This window comes from Streptomyces curacoi (genome assembly GCF_001513975.1).
Lineage (GTDB): Bacteria > Actinomycetota > Actinomycetes > Streptomycetales > Streptomycetaceae > Streptomyces > Streptomyces curacoi.
This window is the reverse complement of sequence record NZ_KQ947987.1, coordinates 478059-497898: the sequence shown is the minus strand read 5'-3', so window position 1 is coordinate 497898 and position 19840 is coordinate 478059. Positions and strand designations below refer to the sequence as shown.

Annotated in this window: 19 protein-coding genes and 1 pseudogene; 8 read left to right on the top strand and 12 right to left on the bottom strand. The window is 71.6% G+C overall.

The features are described 5' to 3' along the window. Positions 1–8 precede the first annotated feature (8 nt). Genes AQI70_RS15655 through AQI70_RS15645 form a run of 3 tightly spaced genes read left to right on the top strand, consistent with a single transcriptional unit; the run spans position 9 to position 2896 of the window. Positions 9–671 carry a vWA domain-containing protein gene (locus AQI70_RS15655; RefSeq protein WP_003996892.1) on the top strand — a complete coding sequence of 221 codons (663 nt, stop codon included), beginning with the start codon at positions 9–11 and terminating at the stop codon, positions 669–671. Beyond that, positions 665–1555, top strand: a complete 891-nt coding sequence (locus AQI70_RS15650) for a protein phosphatase 2C domain-containing protein (protein ID WP_062149430.1) — start codon at positions 665–667, stop codon at positions 1553–1555. The genes AQI70_RS15655 and AQI70_RS15650 overlap by 7 nt, the downstream gene beginning before the upstream one ends. Positions 1556–1558: 3 nt before the next feature. Beyond that, entirely contained in the window at positions 1559–2896 is a 1338-nt protein-coding gene (locus AQI70_RS15645) for a protein kinase domain-containing protein (RefSeq protein ID WP_062149427.1), read from the top strand. An 86-nt stretch (positions 2897–2982) separates the two neighbouring features. Here the strand turns inward: AQI70_RS15645 and AQI70_RS15640 are convergent, their stop codons facing one another. The 3 genes from AQI70_RS15640 to AQI70_RS15630 form a co-directional block, all read right to left on the bottom strand. Continuing rightward, complete coding sequence (locus tag AQI70_RS15640) at positions 2983–3303, bottom strand: hypothetical protein (protein WP_062149423.1); 321 nt, start codon at positions 3301–3303, stop codon at positions 2983–2985. Positions 3304–3328: 25 nt separating this feature from the next. Next, positions 3329–4831, bottom strand: a complete 1503-nt coding sequence (locus tag AQI70_RS15635) for a hypothetical protein (protein WP_244181645.1) — start codon at positions 4829–4831, stop codon at positions 3329–3331. A 93-nt stretch (positions 4832–4924) separates the two neighbouring features. Then, positions 4925–5941: a ketopantoate reductase family protein gene (locus AQI70_RS15630; protein WP_062149420.1), complete on the bottom strand. Its 1017-nt coding sequence runs from the start codon at positions 5939–5941 to the stop codon at positions 4925–4927. Positions 5942–6272: 331 nt separating this feature from the next. Here AQI70_RS15630 and AQI70_RS15625 point away from each other — a divergent pair, with 331 nt between their 5' ends. After that, positions 6273–6872, top strand: coding sequence for a transglutaminase-like domain-containing protein (locus AQI70_RS15625; protein WP_062149417.1), 600 nt, complete (start codon positions 6273–6275; stop codon positions 6870–6872). Here the strand turns inward: AQI70_RS15625 and AQI70_RS15620 are convergent. Together AQI70_RS15620 and AQI70_RS15615 are read right to left on the bottom strand one after the other, a co-directional pair. Next, the gene (locus tag AQI70_RS15620) at positions 6853–7068 is read right to left on the bottom strand and encodes a hypothetical protein (protein ID WP_244181643.1); all 216 of its coding nucleotides are present in this window, start codon (positions 7066–7068) and stop codon (positions 6853–6855) included. The two genes, AQI70_RS15625 and AQI70_RS15620, sit on opposite strands and share 20 nt — an antisense overlap. Positions 7069–7128: 60 nt before the next feature. Beyond that, positions 7129–7677 (bottom strand): DUF1697 domain-containing protein, encoded by a 549-nt coding sequence (locus tag AQI70_RS15615; RefSeq protein ID WP_062149414.1) that lies wholly within the window; start codon positions 7675–7677, stop codon positions 7129–7131. 342 nt (positions 7678–8019) lie between these two features. Between AQI70_RS15615 and AQI70_RS15610 the strand changes: the two genes are divergently transcribed. Then, positions 8020–10287, top strand: coding sequence for an MMPL family transporter (locus AQI70_RS15610; RefSeq protein ID WP_062149411.1), 2268 nt, complete (start codon positions 8020–8022; stop codon positions 10285–10287). 61 nt (positions 10288–10348) lie between these two features. On the opposite strand, the pseudogene mgt reads toward AQI70_RS15610, so the two are convergent. The 5 genes and pseudogenes from mgt to AQI70_RS15585 form a co-directional block, all read right to left on the bottom strand. Continuing rightward, a pseudogene (gene mgt / locus AQI70_RS15605) lies at positions 10349–11612 on the bottom strand (macrolide-inactivating glycosyltransferase). 7 nt (positions 11613–11619) lie between these two features. Further along, the gene (erm, locus tag AQI70_RS15600) at positions 11620–12399 is read right to left on the bottom strand and encodes an ErmE/ErmH/ErmO/ErmR family 23S rRNA (adenine(2058)-N(6))-methyltransferase (protein WP_062149405.1); all 780 of its coding nucleotides are present in this window, start codon (positions 12397–12399) and stop codon (positions 11620–11622) included. 309 nt (positions 12400–12708) lie between these two features. After that, positions 12709–13989, bottom strand: coding sequence for an ABC transporter substrate-binding protein (locus tag AQI70_RS15595; protein WP_062149402.1), 1281 nt, complete (start codon positions 13987–13989; stop codon positions 12709–12711). After that, positions 13989–14822: a carbohydrate ABC transporter permease gene (locus tag AQI70_RS15590; RefSeq protein WP_062149399.1), complete on the bottom strand. Its 834-nt coding sequence runs from the start codon at positions 14820–14822 to the stop codon at positions 13989–13991. The genes AQI70_RS15595 and AQI70_RS15590 overlap by 1 nt, the downstream gene beginning before the upstream one ends. After that, the gene (locus AQI70_RS15585) at positions 14819–15754 is read right to left on the bottom strand and encodes a carbohydrate ABC transporter permease (protein WP_062149396.1); all 936 of its coding nucleotides are present in this window, start codon (positions 15752–15754) and stop codon (positions 14819–14821) included. The genes AQI70_RS15590 and AQI70_RS15585 overlap by 4 nt, the downstream gene beginning before the upstream one ends. 185 nt (positions 15755–15939) lie before the next feature. Between AQI70_RS15585 and AQI70_RS15580 the strand changes: the two genes are divergently transcribed. Beyond that, complete coding sequence (locus tag AQI70_RS15580) at positions 15940–16803, top strand: phosphotransferase enzyme family protein (protein ID WP_062149393.1); 864 nt, start codon at positions 15940–15942, stop codon at positions 16801–16803. Between the two features lie 79 nt (positions 16804–16882). Here AQI70_RS15580 and AQI70_RS15575 read toward each other — a convergent pair whose 3' ends face one another. Next, positions 16883–17422, bottom strand: coding sequence for a helix-turn-helix domain-containing protein (locus AQI70_RS15575; RefSeq protein ID WP_062149390.1), 540 nt, complete (start codon positions 17420–17422; stop codon positions 16883–16885). Between the two features lie 92 nt (positions 17423–17514). Between AQI70_RS15575 and AQI70_RS15570 the strand changes: the two genes are divergently transcribed. Both AQI70_RS15570 and AQI70_RS15565 read left to right on the top strand, forming a co-directional pair. Beyond that, complete coding sequence (locus AQI70_RS15570) at positions 17515–18483, top strand: DMT family transporter (protein ID WP_062149387.1); 969 nt, start codon at positions 17515–17517, stop codon at positions 18481–18483. Continuing rightward, on the top strand, positions 18444–19031 hold the full coding sequence (locus AQI70_RS15565) for a YbaK/EbsC family protein (protein ID WP_062149383.1): 588 nt from the start codon (positions 18444–18446) through the stop codon (positions 19029–19031). Before AQI70_RS15570 ends, AQI70_RS15565 begins: the two co-directional genes overlap by 40 nt. Before the next feature lie 47 nt (positions 19032–19078). On the opposite strand, the gene AQI70_RS15560 is transcribed toward AQI70_RS15565, so the two are convergent. Continuing rightward, positions 19079–19816, bottom strand: coding sequence for a 3'-5' exonuclease (locus tag AQI70_RS15560; protein ID WP_062149380.1), 738 nt, complete (start codon positions 19814–19816; stop codon positions 19079–19081). Between the last annotated feature and the right edge of the window lie 24 nt (positions 19817–19840).

Below are 19840 nucleotides of genomic sequence, written 5' to 3'. Positions count from 1 at the left end.
GCGGGCCCATGGCGAACCGGCCGGTCCACTTCATCTGGCTGCTCGACTGCTCGTACTCGATGCAGGGCGAGAAGATCGCCAGACTCAACTACGCGATCAGGGAAGCCGTTCCCGAGATGCGTTCGGTGGCGCACGACAACCCGGCGGCCCAGCTGCTGCTGCGCACCATCACGTTCTCCACGACGGCCCAGTGGCACCATCCGACGCCGGTCCCGGTGGATGACTTCACCTGGCAGGACGTCGAGGTGGACGGCATGACCAACCTCGGCGAGGCGCTGCACCTGGTCTCGCGGGAGCTGCAGAGCCCGCCGATGCCGCAGCGGGCGCTGAAGCCGGTGCTGGCGCTGGTGTCGGACGGGGTGCCGACGGACGACTGGCGGGCGGGCCTGAAGGCGATCGACGCCACGCCGTGGGGCCGCAAGGCGGTGCGGGTCGCCATCGCGATCGGCGCCGACGCGGACCGCTCGGTGCTCCAGGAGTTCCTCGGCAACCCCGAGCTGCAGCCGCTGGACGCCAACAGCCCCAAGCAGCTCGCGGCGGCGATCCGCTGGGCGTCGACGGCGGCGGTGAAGGCGGCCTCGCAGCAGATGGCGGTCTCCGCGGACGCGGCCGTGAAGCAGCCGTACGCGCCGCCGGTCCTCGACGACGACGATGACGACGACGTGTGGTGACGCTCGGGGTGCGGCGCTGGGAGACGATCGGCGACAGCGTCCAGGGGGTCAACAAGCAGCACAACCAGGACTGGTACGCCTGCGAGGGCAGCGGCGGCGGGGACGATCCGCTGGTGCTGGCGGTCGCCGACGGGCACGGCTCGGCCGTGCACGCGCGCAGCGGGCTCGGTGCGCGGTTCGCCGTGGACCGGTTCGTGGTGCGGGCGGCCGAGTTCGGGCGGGCCGCGCGGGACTGCCATGAACGGGGACGCCTGGCACGGCTGATGACCTACGCCCGGGACGACTTCCCGCGCGTGCTGGTGCACGACTGGCGGGAGGCGGCCCTGGGCCACTGGGACCGGCACCGCCCGGTCGCCGACGAGGGGGCGCGGGAGCCGGCGCCGGACGAGAAGCTGGTGCTGTACGGCACCACACTGATCGGGGCGGTGCTCACGCCCTGGCTCTTCGTGGCCTGGCAGATCGGCGACGGGGACCTGGCGGTGGTCGAGCACGACGGGACGCTGCGCCGGCCGCTGGCGACCGGCGAGGAGGACCTCGGCGACGAGACGGAGTCGCTGTGCGGCTCCGAGGCCTGGCGTGCGGTGCGGACGCACTGGGCGCCGCTGTTCGACGAGGCGCGGACACCGCGGCTGGTGGTGCTGTCGACGGACGGGCTGTCGAAGAGCTTCGCCTCGGCGGACGGGTACCGGGAGTTCGTGGCGGGCCTGGACGGCCGGCTGCTGGCCGAGGGCAGCGACGGGGTGCGGGCCTCGCTGCCTCAGTGGCTGCGGCAGGCCTCGCGGTACTCCGGTGACGACACGACCCTGGCGGCGGCGCTGCGGCACGTCGGTCTGGTGGCCGAGGACACCCCGGCCATGGAAACGGAACGGAAGACGGAGACGTAGAAGATGAGCGGCATGCTCGACAGCGGGACGCGGCTGGCCGCGGAGAACGGCGACGAGGTCGAGATCATCGACCTGCTCGGGGCCGGCGGTCAGGGCGAGGTGTACCGGGTGCGGACTCCGGGCGGCGACAAGGCGCTCAAGTGGTACTACCCGACGTGTGCGACGCCCGAGCAGGAGGCGATCGTCAAGGAGCTGGTCAGCCGGGACTTCGACGACGACCGGTTCCTGTGGCCCGAGGCGTACGTCAGCGCGCACCGGGGTTCGTTCGGCTACCTGATGGCGCTGCGCCCGGAGCGCTTCAAGGGGCTGCCGGACCTGTTCCGGCGGCAACTGCGCACCAGCACACGGGCGTTGCTGACGGCCTGTCTGTACACGGTGGAGGCGTATCAGGCGCTGCACTCGCGCGGTATCGCCTACCGGGACATCTCCTGGGGGAACGTCTTCTTCGATCCGGCCACGGGTGACGTGCTGGTCTGCGACAACGACAACGCGGTCGTCGAGGGCGATGCCAGCGGTATCTCGGGGACGATGAAGTTCATGGCGCCGGAGCTGGTGCGCGCCGACCCGGGGGCGCGCCCGGGCACCCAGTCCGACCTGCACTCGCTGGCCGTGCTGCTGTTCATGTTGCTGATGAACCACCACCCGCTGGAGGGCATGCGTGAGCTGGGCATCCACTGCTTCGACGAGGCGGCGGAGAAGCGGTTGTACGGCAGGAGTCCGCTGTTCGTCTTCGATCCGGCGGACGACTCCAACGCGCCCGACCCGATGGAGCACGCGACCGTGCTGGCGACGTGGGACGCGGCGGTCGGCACCCTCCAGGAGCTGTTCCGCCGCAGCTTCACGACCGGTCTGCACGATCCCGCGGCCCGGGTGCGCGAGACCGAGTGGCGCAACGCGCTGCGGGCGGTGCTGGACGCGGTGGTCGAGTGCGCGTCCTGCGGGCGGCAGAACATGACGGAGCCGGGCGCGAACCCGCCGTCGCGCGTGTGCTGGTCGTGCAGGGCACAGCTGGTGCTGCCGCCCCGGCTGACGGTGACCACGCCGCCACCGCGCACCGAGCACCACATCCGGCTGCGCAGGGAGGCACGCGTCCAGACGCACCATCTGCTGCCCGAGCCGGCGCGGCACGACTGCTCGGACGGGAGTTTGGTCGCGGAGCTGGTCGAACACCCCAGCAAGCCGGGCCGCTTCGGCATAAAGAACCATTCCAAGGACACCTGGACGGGCACCCGCTCCGACGGCACGCCCCAGCAGATCGGCCCCGGCCAGACGGTCCCGCTGCGCTCGGGCCTGGAGCTGGACCTCGGAGGCGGGGTGCGGGCGGTCGTACGCGCCAAGTGACCCGGTCGTACGCGTCCGGTGACCCGGTCGTACGCGCCCAGTGACCGGATGGGGGCGCCCCACAGGACGTGTGGGGCGCCCTCCCCTCAGAGCCCGAGCACCCGGCCGATCTCCTGGGCCAGGGCCAGGCTGCCGCTGCCTGCCGCGACGCCGATGCCGATGGTTTCCAGGGCGGAGCGGATGCGGCCGCGGTTGGCGGGCTGGCCGTCCTGTGCGGCGTGGACCAGCTCGCCCTGGATGATCTGCGCCTGCGGGACGAGCGCCGGGTTCTCGGTGTGCAGCCGCTCGACGAGCCGCTCCGCGAGCCGCACGAGTGCGGCCGGGTCGGCGCCGTTGTTGATCTCGATGCGTCCGTGGTCGCCGATGTTGGCCGGCCCGTTGATGTTGCGGATGTTGTACGTGCTCATGTCCCGCCCTCCTGTTGTGCGCGGTTCAGGGCTTGGCCGGTGGCGTTCCGCCGGCGCCCTGCTGCCCCGAGGGCCCGCTCCCCTGGGGCCCGTTGTGGTTGACCTGGTTGTGGTTGCCGAGGTTGCTGTTGCTGACGTTCTCGATGTTGTAGGTCTGGTTGCTGATGATCTGCTGCGCCTTGTCGAACGAGCTGGTGTCGACGTTGTGGTCCTGCAGGAACTTCTCGGTCGCCGTCAGCACCCCTTGCTGGAGCCGGTACAGGTAGTCCTGCGAGTCGATGCGCTCGGCGTAGCCGGCCTCGTCCCAGTCGGCGTGTCGCTCGCGCAGGCTGTCGGCGGCGCCGTAGTCGTAGACCATGTGCTGGTCGGTGATGTCCCGGCGCACCTTCTTCAGGAACCGCGCGTCGGCCCGGCGCCGCCGCCTGCGCTCGCGGATACGGCGCAGGGCGCCGCTCAGCTCGGGCCAGGTGTGCGTGGTGGCGTGGGCGACGAGGCTCCACCAGCGGTCGAAGGGGGCCACCGGAAGCCGGTCCACGCGGTGGAAGCGCCCGCTGAGCGGAGGGATCGCGTAGGCGGCGACCTCCCAGGTGAGGCTGGGCTGGTTGAGGATCGCCCGCAGGTACATGGAGACGACGATCCGCCCGCCCTCCCCGACCCGCTCCAGGCAGAGATGGGTCCGCATGCCCGCGCCCGGCTTCTCCAGACCCGCCTGGACGAGTTGCTTGGGGATCTGGGCGGACGGGCGCCGGGTGCGGTCGGGCACCAGGTCGCCGAGCAGGTAGGCGTTGCTGCCGAGGACGTAGAGCCGGTTCTTGACGCGCAGCCCGTCCAGGCCGGCGACGCCCTCCATCTGGCGGGCCACATAGGTGTGGAGGTCGACGGCGTCGAAGGGGATCACGGGGAGCCTGCCGCCGCCCGGCGCCTCGGCGGGCTTGCTGACGTCGATGGGCTGCCAGACGCCGGCCTTCCTGATCGCGGTGCCACTGCCGACGAACGGGTTGGTGCGAGCCGCCGCGTCGGCGTACGGCAGGACGTTGGCGCGCTTGTACGCGTGCTCCTGCAGCCAGGCCTCCGCCTCCGGCTCGACGGGCGGGGCGAGCCTCTCGGCCCTCTCGGGGTCGCGGAAGACCTGCTGCGCCGCGGCGCGGGCCTGGGACTGCGCCCGGTGGACCAGCCACCAGCCGGCGGCGAGGATGCCGAGGGGGCCGTACAGCCCGACCTGTGCCACGGATCCGTTGCTGCCGGTCAGCCCCGCCAGCCCGACCAGCAGCGCCACCACCAACGCCGGGCCCAGCCAGGCCAGTTGCCGGTCGAGCGCCTCGCGCCGCCGCACGGCCACGCGCGCGTGCCGGGCGAGCGCCACGAAGTTGATGCCGAGGGTCAGACCGATCGCGTTCAGCCGGTCACCGGTGAGGTCCCGGTCGACCTCGAAGGCGAAGGCGTCGTCGAGATGCACCGACGCGCACAGCCGCCGGGTCACCCCGTCCTTGCGGTACTGCGGCAACGCCGGCAAAGCTCTGCCCGCCACGGTGACCTGCCCTTCCTGCTGTCTTGGCGGGGTTCACCCTAGGGACAACGGCCGTGCCTTGTCCCGGAGTTCGCGCGAGTCGCCGCATGACGGTCAGCGCGTGTTGACAACCGCCTCCTCCGCCAGCCGCACCAGTTCCCCCACCGGCATCGATCCCGCCGCCCGCCGCTCGCGCGCGAAGGTGTTGGCGAGGTGCTGCAGGAGCTCGTTCAGCGGGGTCGGTACGCCGTGCAGGCGGCCGAGGAGGGCGATCTCGCCGTTGAGGTAGTCGGCCTCGATGGTGCCGGTGCCGCGGGTGAGGGACTGCCAGGAGGAGCCGCCGCCGCGCGGGGCGCCGTCGAGGGGGACGAGGGTGACCTTGTCGCCCCGCACCGCCTGCTGCTCCTCGGTGCTCGCGTACGCGATCCCGGCGGCGTCGAGCACGGCCGCGCCCTCGGCCCGCACACGCCGGAACAGGGCTGCGGCCTCCTCGCTGTCGACGGGGCCGGTCACCGCCTCCAGGGCGTTGCCGAGGTTGGCCAGCAGCTTGGCGTACTGCCAGCGCGCCACGTCCGCCACGACCGGCGCCTCGAAGTGCGACTTCTCCAGGTCGGCGGCGACGAGGCGGGCGGTCTCGTCGGTGCCGTGCGGATGGCGGCCGAGGTGCAGGATGCCGGTGAGGGGGCTGCCGGCGGCGGAGACGACGCCGGGTTCGACGTACGTCGACGGCAGCCAGACGCAGACGCCGTACACCCGTCGCAAGAGCCGCAGGGCGAGCCGCTGGCTTTCGACACCGTTCTGCGCGCAGAACAGCGGCAGCCGCTCGGCGGCCGTACCGCCGCCGGTGACGGGCGCGGGCGCCCAGGTCTGCAGCGCGGCCACGCTGTCCTGCGTCTTGACCGCGAGGACGAGAACGTCGTCGGGCCGCAGCTCCCCGAGCGCGGCCGGTCCTTCGACGACCGGCAGCCGGTGGGTCAGCTCGCCCTCCGGCACTCTGAGGCGCAGCCCGCGGTCCCGCAGTGCCTGGAAGTGGGCACCCCGTGCGACCAGTACGACCTCGTGTCCCGAGCCCGCGAGCCGGCCGCCGATGACGCCGCCGACCGCCCCTGCCCCGATGATGATGTAGCGCATGGGACGAGCCTCGCACAGCCGTCCGCCGCGTTGACCTTGCCCTTGGGGCAGGGTTCACGCTCCTCGGCATGGACGACTTCCACCTGAAGCAGTCGCCGTACAGCGATCCGGGGGACCTGGACGTCAGTGGGCTGCCGAGTGATCCTGGCCAACTCGCGCATGTAGTGCGGAACTATCCATCAGGGCGACGGGGGGCCGCCTGGGACACGCCATCCCCGAGCGGCGGCTGCACGAGGACGCGGAGTCCCGCTATGTCACCGAGATCCTGCGGATCCTGCGTGAGCGGGGGGACGGCTCGCTGACCGGGGCGCGCAAGCCGGAGGAGCGCTTCGTGGGCACCTGCCGGGACTTCGCGCTGCTGCATGTCTCCCTGCTGCGGGCGACGGGCACGCCCGCCCGGGTCCGCGGCGGCTTCGGCACCTACTTCGTCGACGGCTTCCACGAGGACCACTGGGTCACCGAGTACCGCCTTCCGGACGGCGGTTGGCGGCTGGTCGACCCACAGGTCCTGCATCCGTCGTACGACCACATCGACTTCGACCCGCTCGACGTCCCGCGCGACCGGTTCCTCGTGGCGGGCGAGGCCTGGCGGGCGTGCCGGGCCGGGGAGGCGGACCCGGAGACGTTCGGGTTCTGGTCCGACCCGGGCCTGCGCGGGATGTGGTTCGTGCGGGGCAGCCTCGTCCTCGATCTGGCCTGCCGGAACGGCGTCGAGACGCTGCCCTGGGACGGCTGGGAGCCGCTGGCGGGTTTCGAGGACCACGAGTCGCTCTCCGCGGACGACCTCGCCCTCCTGGACGCCGTCGCCGCCGCGCGGACCGACGACGACGCCCGGCGCCTGTACGCGGAGCCGCGGCTGGCGCCGCCCCGCGAGATCCTCTCCAAGTCGCCCTGGTTCGGGCTGCGCGAGGTCAGTCTTCCGCAGCGTTGAACGGCGTCCCCTGGTGGAAGTACATCTGCCACCCGTCGGCCGTCAGCCGCCAGAGGGAACTGCGGTGCGCGTGCCTGCCGAGGTACTCCGTGTCGAAGGTGAGGTGGACGATGTCCGGCGCGAGCTGGACGCCTCGGATCTCGGAGGTGACGACGTACCGGTCCGCCGGATCGGTGTCCACGGGCAGGCGGGACACGGTCGACGCCTTGTCCCAGCGCCGTCCCGACGAACCGAACTCGTGGCGGTGTCGCGGACGTCAGTCACCGGTCATCTCCACGAGTTTCACCACGGTGTTCCAGTTACGACTGGTGGCGATCAAACCCTTGTTGATCCGAGGGCGCGACAGAATTTCGGCGAGCTTGGAGCGGCCCAGGCCGTCCGGGGCGTACAGATACAGCGCACGGTCGCCGAGCCGGAACTCCTCCGGCAGGTAGGCGGCCGGGTCGATCTCCGCGAAGCGCTCGGCGTCCACCGGGGCGGAGTAGTAGGTGACGTGGAGCTGCTTCGGCTCCAACTCGGCGGCCGGAAAAGGGCAGTTGTCGGCGATCGCCTTGAGATAGGCGTGGTCGCGCACGAGGACGTCCACGTCGAAGCCGAAGTGCTGCTGGATCGTCGCCGCGATCTCCGCGGCCAGGGAGGTCTCGTCGCCGTGGTCGGTCGCGAAGACCGCCTGGCCACTCTGCAGGTAGGTACGTACGCCGTCGTAGCCGAGGCCGGTCATCAGGGTCCGCAGGTGGGCCATCGGGACTTTTCTGCTGCCGCCCACGTTGACTCCGCGCAGGAGCGCCGCATACGTCGTCGTCATCCGGCCAGCCTAGGGCCTGTCCGGCGTATCAGGTCGGCTGCAAGGAACAGTGCTGACCGGCCAAGCCGAGCGTGCCAGAGCCCGCGACGCCGGCATGATCCGCCGGACAGGCCCTGAGGCGCGGCACGATCTCGCGCCCCTGATCGCCGCCCCCGAGATGTTCTGGGTCGATGTAAGGGGCCCATGTCCTCCCCAGTGGGGAGGGCCAGGGGCCCGAGCGGATGAGTTTCGGCCGCCGTACTTCACCGGGCAGCACGACGAGATGTCTTTATCCGGCCCATACCTTCGAAACGAAAGGTGGCGGCAGGGGGCTGCCACCGCAGTCAAGGGGGATGGCCCGTCATGGGGAACGGAGATTCTCGGGTGCGGGGGCTCGCCGCCCGGGCCGGCGGCTGGAGCGCCCGGCACCGATGGGCGGCGGTCGGCATCTGGGTGCTGTTCGTCGTCCTGGCGATGGGGCTCGGCTCGGCGGCGGGCCGGGTCGACGTCAAGGACAGCGATCAGCTGAAGGGCGAGACACACACCGCCGCCAAGATCGTCGAGGACGCCGGGATCGAGGAGCCGGCCGGTGAGACGGTCCTGATCCAGGCGAAGGACGGTTCGCTCAAGGCCACCGACGCCGAGTTCAGGGCCGCGGTCACCGCGGTCGTCGAGGCGGTCGAGGGCACCGGCAGGGTCACGGAGGTGACGTCGCCGTACGACACGAAGACGATCTCCAAGGACGGCCGCAGCGCGCTGGTGCAGTTCGACATGCGCGGCGAGGCGGACACCGCGGGCGAGCGCGTCGAGCCGGTGCTGAAGGCCGTGGCGGACGTCCAGCGGGACCACTCGTCGCTGCGGATCGAGGAGATCGGCGGCGCGAGCATGATGAAGACGTTCGACGACGCGTTCGGGGACGACTTCCAGAAGGCCGAGTACTCCGCGGTGCCGGTGGCCCTCGGCATTCTGCTCATCGCCTTCGGCGCGCTGGTGGCGGCGCTGCTGCCGGTGCTGCTGGCGATCACCGCGATCATGGCGACGATGGGCCTGATGGGCCTCGTCAGCCATGTGATGCCGATGAGTGACACCGCGAACTCCGTGATGCTGCTGGTCGGTCTGGCCGTCGGCGTCGACTACTGCCTGTTCTATCTGCGCCGTGAGCGCGAGGAGCGCGAGGCCGGCCGGGACGCGCAGACCGCCCTCAGGGTCGCCGCCGCCACCAGTGGCCGCGCGATCATCGTCTCCGGTGTCACGGTGTGCGTGGCGATGGCGGGCATGCTGTTCACCGGGCTCGCCGAGTTCGAGGCGATGGGCCTGGCCTCGCTGATGGTCGTGGCGGTCGCCATGGTCGGGTCGGTGACGGTGCTGCCGGCGCTGCTGTCGCTGCTGGGCGAGCGGGTCGAGAAGGGCAAGATTCCCTTCCTGCACCCGGAGAGCAAGTTCCGCCGCAACCGGGGCCGCGGCAACCGCGAGAGCCGGTTCTGGACGGCGGTGCTCAAGGGAGTGCTCGCGCGGCCCGTCATCTCGGTGGTCGTCGCGGCCGGTGCGCTGCTCGCCATCGCGGCGCCCGCGCTCGGCATGAAGACGCAGAACCTCACGCTGGACCAGGAGTTCGGCGACTCGCTGCCGATCGTACAGACGTACAACCGCCTCAACGAGGCCTTCCCGGGCGGCTCCGACCCGGCCGAGGTCGTCGTCAGGGCCGATGACATCAACGCTCCCGAGGTGACGTCCGCGCTCGCCGACTTCCGTGAGCGGGCGATCAGTTCGGGTGCCTCGCGCGGCCCGGTGGAGATCAAGCTGCACGACGAGCACAACCTCGCCTTCGTCTACGTCCCGCTGGTCGGCGGCTCCGACCTCGACAGGGCGGGCGCGAGCCTGGACAAGCTGCGCGACGAGGTGCGGCCGGCCACGCTCGGCAAGGTCGACGGCGTCGAGGCGCCCATCACCGGGCAGGTCGCGGGCTCGAAGGACTTCAACGACCAGCTGGCCGGAGCGGTCATCCCGGTCTTCGCGTTCGTCGTGGTCTTCGCCTTCGGACTGATGCTGCTGTCGTTCCGTTCGCTGACGGTGGCGCTCACCTCGATCGTGCTGAACCTGCTGTCGGTGGGCGCGGCCTACGGCATCCTCGTCGCCGTCTTCCAGCACGGCTGGGGCGCGTCCCTGGTGGGCGCGGAGGGCGTCGGCGCCATCATCACCTGGCTGCCGCTGTTCCTGTTCGTGATCCTGTTCGGCCTGTCGATGGACTACCACGTGTTCGTGGTCTCGCGGATCCGCGAGGCGCGGCTGCGGGGCCGCAGCACGAAGGACGCGATCCAGCACGGCGTGGTCACCACGGCCGGGGTGGTCACCAGCGCCGCGGTCATCATGGTCGCCGTGTTCGCGATCTTCGGCACGCTGTCGATGCAGTCCATGAAGCAGATGGGCGTGGGCCTCGCGGCGGCGGTGCTCATCGACGCGACGATCATCCGGGGCGTGCTGCTCCCCGCGGTGATGGCGCTGCTGGGCGAGCGCAACTGGTACCTGCCGAAGTGGCTGAACCGGCTGCCGGATCTGACGCACGACGAGGCGCCCGAGGCCGTGACCCGCGGGGCGGCCCGGGACGACGAGGGCGAGCGGGTGCCCGTCTGACCCCGCCTGCCCGGCGAAGCGGGGCCCGTCGACCTCGGGGGTGTCGACGGGCCCCGCCCTGTCACGCCTTCTCGCGGGTGTCGCGTACGGCGGCCAGCTCGGCCTCGATCAGGTCGGCGGCCCGCCTGGTCCCGCCCTCCCGCGCCATCTCCGCCTGGATGTCCTTCAGGCGCCGGGCGACCTCCGGGTCGTCGACGAGCGCGAGGGCGGCCTCGCGCAGCGCCTCGGCGGTGGCCTCCTCGGTCGGGACGTGCCGGGCGACGCCGAGCCCCTGGAGCATGTCCGCGTTGCCGAACTGGTCCACGGCCTGCGGTACGGCGATCATCGGGGTGGCCGTGGCCAGGCCCTCCTGGCTGCCGCCGGCACCGGCGTGGGTGACGAACAGGTCGGCCTGCTTGAGTACGGCCAACTGCGGCACCCACGACCGCACTTCCACGTTGGCCGGCACGTCCCCCAGCTCGGCCGGGTCCACATGCCTGCCGACCTGGAGCACCAGGTGCCAGCCGGGCAGGTCGCCGAAGGCCCGCACGCACTCCCGGTAGAACGCGGGCTGCTTGGTGAAGGCCGAGCCGAGCGACACGAGGACGACCTTCTCGGCGTCGGCGGGCCGCTGCCAGTCGCCCTCGGCGGTGCGGTCGCCCTGGCAGGCGCCGACGAAGGTGTACACGGACTCGTCGACGCGGTCGGCGTGGGGCTGCAACGCCCTGGGGATGAGGACGAGGGAGCGGTCGGGCCGGCCGACGAACGGATCGGGGTGCTGGGTGATTCCGTTCTCCTCCAGCCAGGCGTGGAAGCGGCGGTAGTACGCCTGTCCGCGCTCGGTCTTCTTCGGCTCCGCCCACATCGGCTCGGCCACCTCCTCCTCGTAGCCCTCCCAGGCGACGAGGTTCGGCGAGAGCGAGATCGCGGGCACGCCCCAGCGGTGGGCGAGCACGCGGGCCGGGTACGAGGTGATGTCATGCAGGACCAGGTCCGGCTCGTCCCCCTCGTCCCCCTCGTAGGCCTCGATCAGCTGGGGAAGCGCCTGGATCGCGTCGTCCAGGAACGGCTCGACGTTGTCCAGCAGGGTGCTGCCCCAGGCCTCCGGGTCGGCGTCGGGTCCGGGCAGGGTGGAGTTCCAGATTCTGGGTTCGGCGCCGGTCTCGGCGACCTTGTCGGCGAACGCGGGCGGAATCGCGTACGTGACCCGGTGGCCGCGCGCCACGAGCTCCCGGATCACCTCCAGGCTGGGGTTCACGTGGCCGTGGGCGGCGATGGAGAACATGGCGATGTGAGCGGGACTGGTCATGACCACGACGGTACGCGAGACGATACGTCTCGTGCAACTTGGTTTCACGGAGCCAGCACCTCGTACAGCCTCAGCCACGCCCCCGGCGGCACCTCACCGACGAGAACCCCGGGGTCGAGGCGGGCCCCGCGGAACGCCGCGTCGACCCGCCGCCTCGGGTGTACCCGGCGCAGCGACGCGTGCAGCGATCCGCCGACGCCGGAGAAGCCCAGCTCGACCAGGTGCCGCCAGCTGTCGTACGCGCGGGCGTCGAGCAGGGGCGTACGGCGCCGCTCGATCCGTACGATCCCGGCGTCCACCCGCGGCACGGGCCGGAAGCTGTGCCGTCCGACCCGGCCGACCAGCCGCCACTCGTGGCGGGGCCAGGTCAGGATCGTCAGCCGGGTCCAACTCCCGTAGTCCCCGGTGCGTTTGCGGGCGTACTCCAGCTGGGTGAGGAGTGTGGCGTCGGTGAGGGCGGGTGCTCGCAGGCACCAGTCGACGATGGCGGCGGTGCGGGAGAAGGGGACGTTGCCGGCGACCGAGAAGGGGGTGCGCGGGGGCCGCGCGGCCAGGAAGTCCTCATCGATGACACGCACGTGGGGTGCGCCCGAGAAGCGGGCCCGCAGGGCGGGCACGAGTCGCCGGTCGATCTCGTACGCGTGCAGTTCGCGGCAGCGCGGGGCGAGCAGCTCGGTCAACGCGCCCTTGCCCGCGCCGACTTCCAGGAGCAGTGCGGGCCGGGTGCGGCGGGGTACGGCGAGTGCGGCGAGGCGTGCGGCGGCGGCGCGGTCGGTGAGGAAGTTCTGCGAGAGCGCGCGGGAAACGCGGGTGGGACGGCCCATGGCCGATGGTCCTTGTCTTCCGTGACGGGAAACGGGCAGACGAAGGCCCCGACCGGAAGACGGAGAAGAAAAGAGGAGCTCGGACGCTCACGGGCGTCAGGAAATGGTGTCGCTCCCCGGACCGGTCAGGGCACCGGGGCCGCGGCGCATCCGAATGGAGTACGTGCAGCCCCGGGCTTGACCGGAAATGAAGATCGCGTTGGGTCCCACGTACGGCACGTTAGGCGGGCCGGAAGGGGGCGGGCAACGGGTTTTCCGCCGGCCGCCCGCCGCTCAGCGCTGGTATGCCGCTCAGTGGTGGTATGCCGCTCAGCGCTGGTATCTCGCCAGCACCAGGTCCCCGTCCTCCTCCAGCCGCTCGCGCAGTTCGCCGAGTCCGATCGCCCCGCTGTAGTACTCCTGGAACGCCGGGGTCGCCACCTTGTCCTTCCACTCGGGGTAGCCGCGGACGGACTGGGCGGGCGCCGGGCGCAGATGTCCGGCGAGGGCGGTGCCGGTGGCCCAGTCGTGCTCCGCCGTGTGCAGGGCCGGGTCCTTCAGCGCCTGGGTGCCGGTGGGCAGCATCCAGTCGCCGAGGGCGAGCCGGACCATGTTCTGCGGCCGCAGCAGGAAGTCGATGAACCGCGCCGCCTCCTGCTGGTGCGGGCTGTCCTCGGCGATGGACAACGTCTGCGGGCTGACGCCCTGGGCGAGCCCGCCGGGGCCGGCCGGGGCGGGCAGCACCTGCCAGTCGAAGCCCTTCGGTGCCTGCTGCACGATCTGCTGGCGGTAGGAGAAGCCGAGCGGGACCATCGCGTATCTGCCGCCGAAGAAGCCGGGCAGGGTGTCCGAGCCGCCGCTGCCCAGCGTGGTGGGCGAGGCGCTGCGGTCGGTGTTGGCCTGGTCGTGGATGGTGCGCGGGACGACCTGGTCGCCCGCCTCGAACCTGATCGTCACCTTGCCGTCGGCGTCCCGGTGGAACAGCTGTCCGCCCGCCGACAGGGACAGGTTGAGCGTGGCCGAGACGGGTTCCTTCAGCGGCCAGGCGACGCCGTACTTGCCGTCGCCGCTGAGCGCGTCGGTGATCCGCCGGAACTCCGGCCAGCTCCAGGGCCTGTCCGGCGTCGGGATGCGTACGCCGGACTCCTTCAGCCATGTCGCGTTGGCGATGAGCACCCGGGGCTCCTGCAGGAAGGGCACACCGTAGATTCCGTCGCCGAAGGTCGCCGTCTCCCAGCTGTGCTGCGGGATGTCCGCCTTGAGCCGCTCGGGCAGCAGGTCGGTCAGGTCGGCGAGGTAGCCGCCGTAGGCGAAGTCCGCGAGGTCGTCCGAGGCGTCGTGGATGATGTCCGGGGCCTCGCCGCCCTCGAAGGAGGTGAGCAGCTGGTCGTGGACGCTGTCCCAGCTGCCCTGGACGTACTCGACCTTGACGTCCGGGTGGGTCGCGTTCCACTCCTTCACCAGCTCCTTGTTGACCTCGACGGACTCTTCCTGCCAGGCCAGGGACTGGAAGCGCAGGGTGACCGTGCCGTCGTCGCTCTCCCGGGTGCCGCCGGTGCAGCTCGTGAGCAGCAGGACCAGGACCGCGGTGATGAACCAGCTCCTCCGCATCAGCTCTTCACCGCCCCGGCGAGCATCCCGCCCGTGATCCGCCGCTGGATGACCGCGAACACCACCAGCGAGGGCAGCGTCGCGAGGAACGCGGCGGCGGCCAGCGGGCCGAGGTCGGCGACGCCCTCCGCGCCGATGAAGTGCGTGAGGACCACCGGCAGGGTCTGCTTCTCCGGCGTCTTCAGCAGAACGAGCGCGAAGAAGAACTCGTTCCACGCCGTGACGAACGCGAACAGCGCCGTCGCCACGATGCCCGGCGCCAGCAGCGGCGCGGTCACCGACACCAGCGTCCGCAGCCGCCCGGCCCCGTCGACGGCCGCCGCCTCCTCCAACTCCGCCGGAACCGCCCGTACATACCCCACGAGCATCCACAGCGCGAACGGCAGCGCCCACACGACGTACACCATGACCAGCCCCGGCACCGAGTTGATCAGCCGCAGGTTCTTCAGCACCAGGAACAGCGGGATGATCAGCAGCACGAGCGGGAACGCCTGGCTGACGACGACCCAGCCGGTCGCCGCGCGCGCGAGCGGGGTGCGCCGACGGGCCATGACGTACGCCATCGGGGTCGCCAGCAGTACGGCGATCAGGGCGGCGCCGAGCGCGGCGACCAGGGAGTTGAGGGCGGCGTGCAGCAGGGGCTGTTCGTCGAAGGCCTGGCGGAAGTTGGCGAGTGTGGGGTCCTTCGGGATCCAGGTGGGGTGCAGGCTGCCCAGCTCGCGGGGCGGTTTGAAGGCGGTGGAGACCAGCCAGAGGAAGGGGAAGGCGAGGAAGAGGAGGTAGGCGAGCAGGGCGAGGTACTGTCCGGCGCGACCGGTCCGGCTGGTCCTCATGCGTGGTCACCTCCCCTGAGCCGGCCGGCCAGGAAGACGGCCAGGAGTATCGAGATCACCGCGACCATCACGCATCCCATCGCCGCCGCGTAGCCGAACTGCCCGTAGCGGAAGGCCTCTTCGTAGGCGAAGAGCATGGGCAGCCGGGTACGGCCGCCGGGGCCGCCGCTGGTCAGCACGTACACCAGGGCGAAGGAGTTGAAGTTCCAGATCAGGTTGAGTGCCGTGATGGAGAGGGCGACGGGTCTGATCGCGGGCCAGGTGACCGTGCGGAAGCGGCGCCAGGCGCCGGCGCCGTCCACGGCGGCCGCCTCATGCAGTTCGCGCGGGGTGTTCTGCAGGCCGGCGAGCAGGGCGACCGTCGTGGTCGGCATCCCGGCCCAGATGCCCACCACGATGACGGCGGGCAGGGCGGTGGCGAGCCCGCTGAGCCAGTCGCGGCCGTCACCGAGGCCCAGGTCGCGGATCGTCTCGTTGAGGATGCCCGCGTCGGGGTTGTAGACCAGCCGCCACATCACGCCGACGACGACTTCGGGCATGGCCCACGGGACGATCGCGAGGGCGCGGGCCAGCCATCTGAGGCGCAGATCCTGGTTGAGGAGGAGGGCGAGGCCGAGCGCCAGCAGGAACTGCGGCACGGTCACCCCGACGGCCCAGACCAGGCCGATCCGGAACGACTCCCAGAACAGCGTGTCGTGCAGCAGGTCCCGGAAGTTGAGACCGCCGATCCACTGGGTGGGCTGGGTCCGTCCGGACTGGGCGTCGGTGAAGGCCAGCAGGACTCCGTAGAGCAGTGGGCCGACGCTGAGGACGAGAATGGGGATCAGGGCGGGGAGTACGAGGAACCAGGCGCCGTGCTCCATGACGCGCCGCTGCCTCCTGCCGCCCGGCGTGCGTCTCACCGGCCTCTCCGCCTCGGTCACCGTTGTCACGGAATCAGCCCCTTTGCACGGCTCGGGTGGGCCCCGTCATGGTCGTGAAGGCGCAGTGCCCCGTCAAGGCCGCGGGCACATGGTCCGACCTGTGGGAATGCGACACTGGCCGGCGGATGGCGGGAACTCGACGCCATAGGTGCGGATGACACGGCACCAGGCCGGGCGCGACACGGAGGCGGACGATGGACGAGGCACAGGCGCGGGACGTACTGGCCGCGGCAGGCGTACTGCCCGGTCCGGCGCGGAACGCGCGGCTGCTCGCCCTGGGTGAGAACGCGGTGTTCGCCGCCGGTGACCTGGTCGTCAAGGTGGGCCGCGACGCCGAGCTCATCGGCCGGGCGCGGCGCGAACTGGACATCGCGGTGTGGCTGGCCGAGGCGGGCGTACCGGCGGTGCGGGCCGCCGAGACGGACGCGCTGCTGGTGGAGGGGCACCCGGTGACCGTGTGGCATCGGCTGCCCGATCCGGTACGGCCCGCCGAACCACGGGATTTGGCCGAACTGCTACGGGTCGTGCACGCGCTGCCGGCGCCCTCCTTCACGCTGCCGCCGCGTGAGTTGCTGGGCGGCGTGGAGCGGTGGCTGCGGCTGGCGGGGGATGCCGTCGATCCGGCCGACGCGGCGTATCTGCGGGAGCGGCGGGACGGCTTCGCGGCGGCTGCGGCCGCGTTGACGCCGCGTCTGACGCCGGGGCCGATTCATGGGGACGCGCTTCCGCGCAACGTCCACGTGGGGCCGGACGGACCGGTTCTCGTCGACCTGGAGACCTTCTCGGCGGACCTGCGCGAGCATGATCTGGTCGTCATGGTTCTCTCGCGCGACCGCTACGGCCTTCCCGCCGAGGCCTACGACTCCTTCACCGAGACGTACGGTTGGGACGTGCGCGAGTGGGAGGGCTGCGATGTGCTGCGTGGCGCCCGCGAGACGGCCAGCTGCGCGTGGGTCGCTCAACACGCCCCGACCAACCCGAAGGCGCTGGCCGAGTTCGAGCGACGGGTGGCGTCGCTGCGGAACGGGGACGAGGCGGTGCGGTGGTATTCGTTCTGAGCGCCTGAGGAGGGGGGCTTTCCCGTGGTGGGGCGGCTTCGGGTCCCATGGGGCTCGTCGCGCGGTTCCCCGCGTCCCTTCAGGACGTTGCCCGGTCGTCTCCTTCCCTGTGCTGGATGCTGCGCGCGATTCGGCGCAGCTCCGTCAGGACCGTGCGGACCGCCGCGCGGGCCGTGCGCTCGGGGCGGTACAGGGCGTCGATGTGCCGTCGCGCCTGCACTCCGCTGAGCGGTCGCAGTACCAGCTCCGGATGCGGGCGCATCGTCAAGCGCGGCATCAGGGCGATGCCCCCGCCGGCCGCCACGACCTCGGCCACCACCGCGAACTCGTTGATGCGGTGGACCAGAGGCAGGCGGCGGCCGGCGGGGGCATCGCCCTGATGCCGCGCCCGCGCGAGCGCCGTCTCCACCTCGACGGCCGCGCCCGCCAGCGCCTGTCCGGCGTCGGTGAGGACCAGCCGTCGCCCCTGACGCTCGGTGAGCGGCACGGGGATCGCGCGCTGCAGCAGCCGCAGCTGCTGGGAGATCGCCGACGGCGTCACCAGCAGCGCCTCGGCGACCGCCGTGACACTGCCCAGTTCGCCGAGCTCCCGCAGGATCCTCAGCTGTCGTTCGTCCATTGCCGCAGTCTAGGGACGATGTAGGACTTCTAAATGATCATTTTAGGAAGTGGTACTGGGCTTCAGGGACGTCGCCGGTGCACCGTAGGCCCGTGTCCGACGTACGCCGTACCGATGCGGTACTCCTCCTTGTCGCGCTCGTCTGGGGCTCCAGCTATCTGTCGACCCAGACGGCCACTGCCGCGCTCCCCGTCCTGCTGGTGCTGTTCGCCCGCTACGCCCTGTCCGCGCTGGCCTGTCTCGGGGTGGTCGCCGCCGGGAGGCACGGGCCGCGCCGGTGGACGCGCGACGAACTGCGCGCCGGTCTGCTCCTGGGGGTGACCCAGGCCGCGGTTCTGGTCGTGGAGACGTACGGCGTCGCCCACACCAGCGCCGCCAACGCCGGGCTCATCATCAGCCTGACCATCGTCCTCACCCCGCTCCTCGACCGCGGCGGCCACCGCGGCGCACTGCCCGTCTCCTTCTTCGCCGCGACCGGAGTGTGCGTCCTCGCCATCGGACTGCTGATGTCCGGCAACGGCTTCCAGGCGCCACGCCTCGGCGATCTGCTGATGCTCGGCGCCGCGCTGATCCGGGCCGCGCATGTCGCGCTCGTCGGCCGCCTCACCACCGGGCGGGCGATCCGCCCGCTGCACCTGACGACCGTGCAGACCCTCGTCGGCACTGCCCTGTTCCTGCCGATGGCCGCCCTCGACCTGCCGACGCTGGTCCACGCGGACCCGGCGACCTGGGCCCAGCTGCTGTATCTCGCCCTGTTCTGCAGTGTGTTCGCCTTCCTGGCCCAGACCTGGGCCGTGCAGCGCACCTCCGCCAGCCGGGCCAGCCTGCTGTTGGGCACGGAGCCGGTCTGGGCCGTCGCGATCGGTGTGGCCCTCGGCGGCGAACACCTCACGCCGCTCACCGGCCTCGGGGCGGCCCTGATGGTCGCCGGCACGTACTGGGGGCAGACGGTGGAACGCACGCACCGGACCGCACCACGACCCCCACTCCCCTCGCCCCACCCCCTCGACAAGGACTCCGTATGCCCGACCGCGTCCTCCACGACACTCACGACCACCTGATCGCCCTGCTCGACTCCGCCGGCGTCGACTACCGGCTCATCGACCACGAGCCCGAAGGAGCCACCGAGGCCGTGTGTGCGCTGCGCGGGCACCCGGCCTCGGAGGCCGCGAAGTGCATCGTGCTGCGGGTCAAGGTGGACCGCCGCACCACCCGCCATGTCCTCGCGGTCGTCCCTGGGGACCGGCGGGTGGACCTGGACGCCGTCCGGTCGCTGTTCGCCGCCCGCTATGTCGGCTTCAGCGATCCGGAGACCGCCGAGCGGCTGGCCCGTGCCGTCCCCGGCACCGTCCTGCCGTTCAGCTTCGACCCCGACCTCGAACTGGTCGCCGACCCGGACGTGGTGGCCCAGCCGAAGCTGTACTTCAACGCGGCCCGCCTCGACCGCTCACTGCTCATCTCGGGCGCCGACTACGAGCGGCTGGCCAAGCCCCGCGTCGAGCGCATCGCGTCGCCGGCTGCGGCGTCGGAGCCGGAGCCGTCGGCTTCGGCTTCGGCTTCGGCTTCGGCTTCGGCTTCGACTGCGGCTTCGGCTTCGACTGCGGTGTGACGGAGGGTGCTGTCGGAGACGGGGGCGGCGGCCCGCGCGTGCGGTCCTCAGACCTTCTCGCCCGCCACCGTCTCCCCCGCCGGCTCCCTCAGCGGCCATGTCCCGTCGACGACCGCGGCCGGGTCGCCCTTGCGGCGCAGGAAGTTCTGGAAGTCCGCCGCCTGATCGGCGTACCAGTCGATCTGGCGGCGGTGCAGTTCCGCCGGGCCGAGGGCCGCGATCTTGGGGTGGCGGGTGGCTATCGCGCAGGCCAGGCGGGCCGCGGCGAGGGCGTCGGCGGAGGCGTCGTGCGCGGAGTCCAGGGCTATGCCGTACTCCCGGCAGACCGCTTCGAGGTTGCGCTTGCCGCGGCGGTAGCGGTCGGCCCAGCGGTCGATGGTGTACGGGTCGATGACCGGGGCGGGATCCAGGCCGCCCAGGCGGTCACGCAGGGACGGCAGGCCGTACCGCCACAGCTCGGCGGAGAGCAGGCTCAGGTCGAAGACCGCGTTGTAGGCGACGACCGGCACGCCCGTCTTCCAGTACGCCACGAGGACGTCGGCGATGGCGTCCGCCACCTGGTCGGCCGGGCGGCCCTCCGAGGCCGCGCGCTCGTTGCTGATCCCGTGCACGGCCACCGCGTCGGCCGGGATCTCCACGCCCGGATCCGCCAGCCACTCCTTGTGACCTGTGCGTTGCCCGTCCATGACCTCGATCACGGCCCCCGTGACGATGCGCGCCTCGCGCGGATCCGTCCCGGTCGTCTCCAGGTCGAAGCCGATCAGCAGCTCCCGGTGCCAGCCCATGGGCGGCCCCCCTTCTTGGTGGTG

Excerpts from the sequence above, each read along its gene's own strand:
- AQI70_RS15655 (WP_003996892.1), top strand. The coding sequence starts at position 9 with ATGGCGAACCGGCCGGTCCACTTCATCTGGCTGCTCGACTGCTCGTAC.
- AQI70_RS15645 (WP_062149427.1), top strand. The coding sequence starts at position 1,559 with ATGAGCGGCATGCTCGACAGCGGGACGCGGCTGGCCGCGGAGAACGGC.
- AQI70_RS15640 (WP_062149423.1), bottom strand. The coding sequence starts at position 3,303 with ATGAGCACGTACAACATCCGCAACATCAACGGGCCGGCCAACATCGGC.
- AQI70_RS15630 (WP_062149420.1), bottom strand. The coding sequence starts at position 5,941 with ATGCGCTACATCATCATCGGGGCAGGGGCGGTCGGCGGCGTCATCGGC.
- AQI70_RS15615 (WP_062149414.1), bottom strand. The coding sequence starts at position 7,677 with ATGACGACGACGTATGCGGCGCTCCTGCGCGGAGTCAACGTGGGCGGC.
- AQI70_RS15610 (WP_062149411.1), top strand. The coding sequence starts at position 8,020 with ATGGGGAACGGAGATTCTCGGGTGCGGGGGCTCGCCGCCCGGGCCGGC.
- erm (WP_062149405.1), bottom strand. The coding sequence starts at position 12,399 with ATGGGCCGTCCCACCCGCGTTTCCCGCGCGCTCTCGCAGAACTTCCTC.
- AQI70_RS15595 (WP_062149402.1), bottom strand. The coding sequence starts at position 13,989 with ATGCGGAGGAGCTGGTTCATCACCGCGGTCCTGGTCCTGCTGCTCACG.
- AQI70_RS15590 (WP_062149399.1), bottom strand. The coding sequence starts at position 14,822 with ATGAGGACCAGCCGGACCGGTCGCGCCGGACAGTACCTCGCCCTGCTC.
- AQI70_RS15580 (WP_062149393.1), top strand. The coding sequence starts at position 15,940 with ATGGACGAGGCACAGGCGCGGGACGTACTGGCCGCGGCAGGCGTACTG.
- AQI70_RS15575 (WP_062149390.1), bottom strand. The coding sequence starts at position 17,422 with ATGGACGAACGACAGCTGAGGATCCTGCGGGAGCTCGGCGAACTGGGC.
- AQI70_RS15565 (WP_062149383.1), top strand. The coding sequence starts at position 18,444 with ATGCCCGACCGCGTCCTCCACGACACTCACGACCACCTGATCGCCCTG.
- AQI70_RS15560 (WP_062149380.1), bottom strand. The coding sequence starts at position 19,816 with ATGGGCTGGCACCGGGAGCTGCTGATCGGCTTCGACCTGGAGACGACC.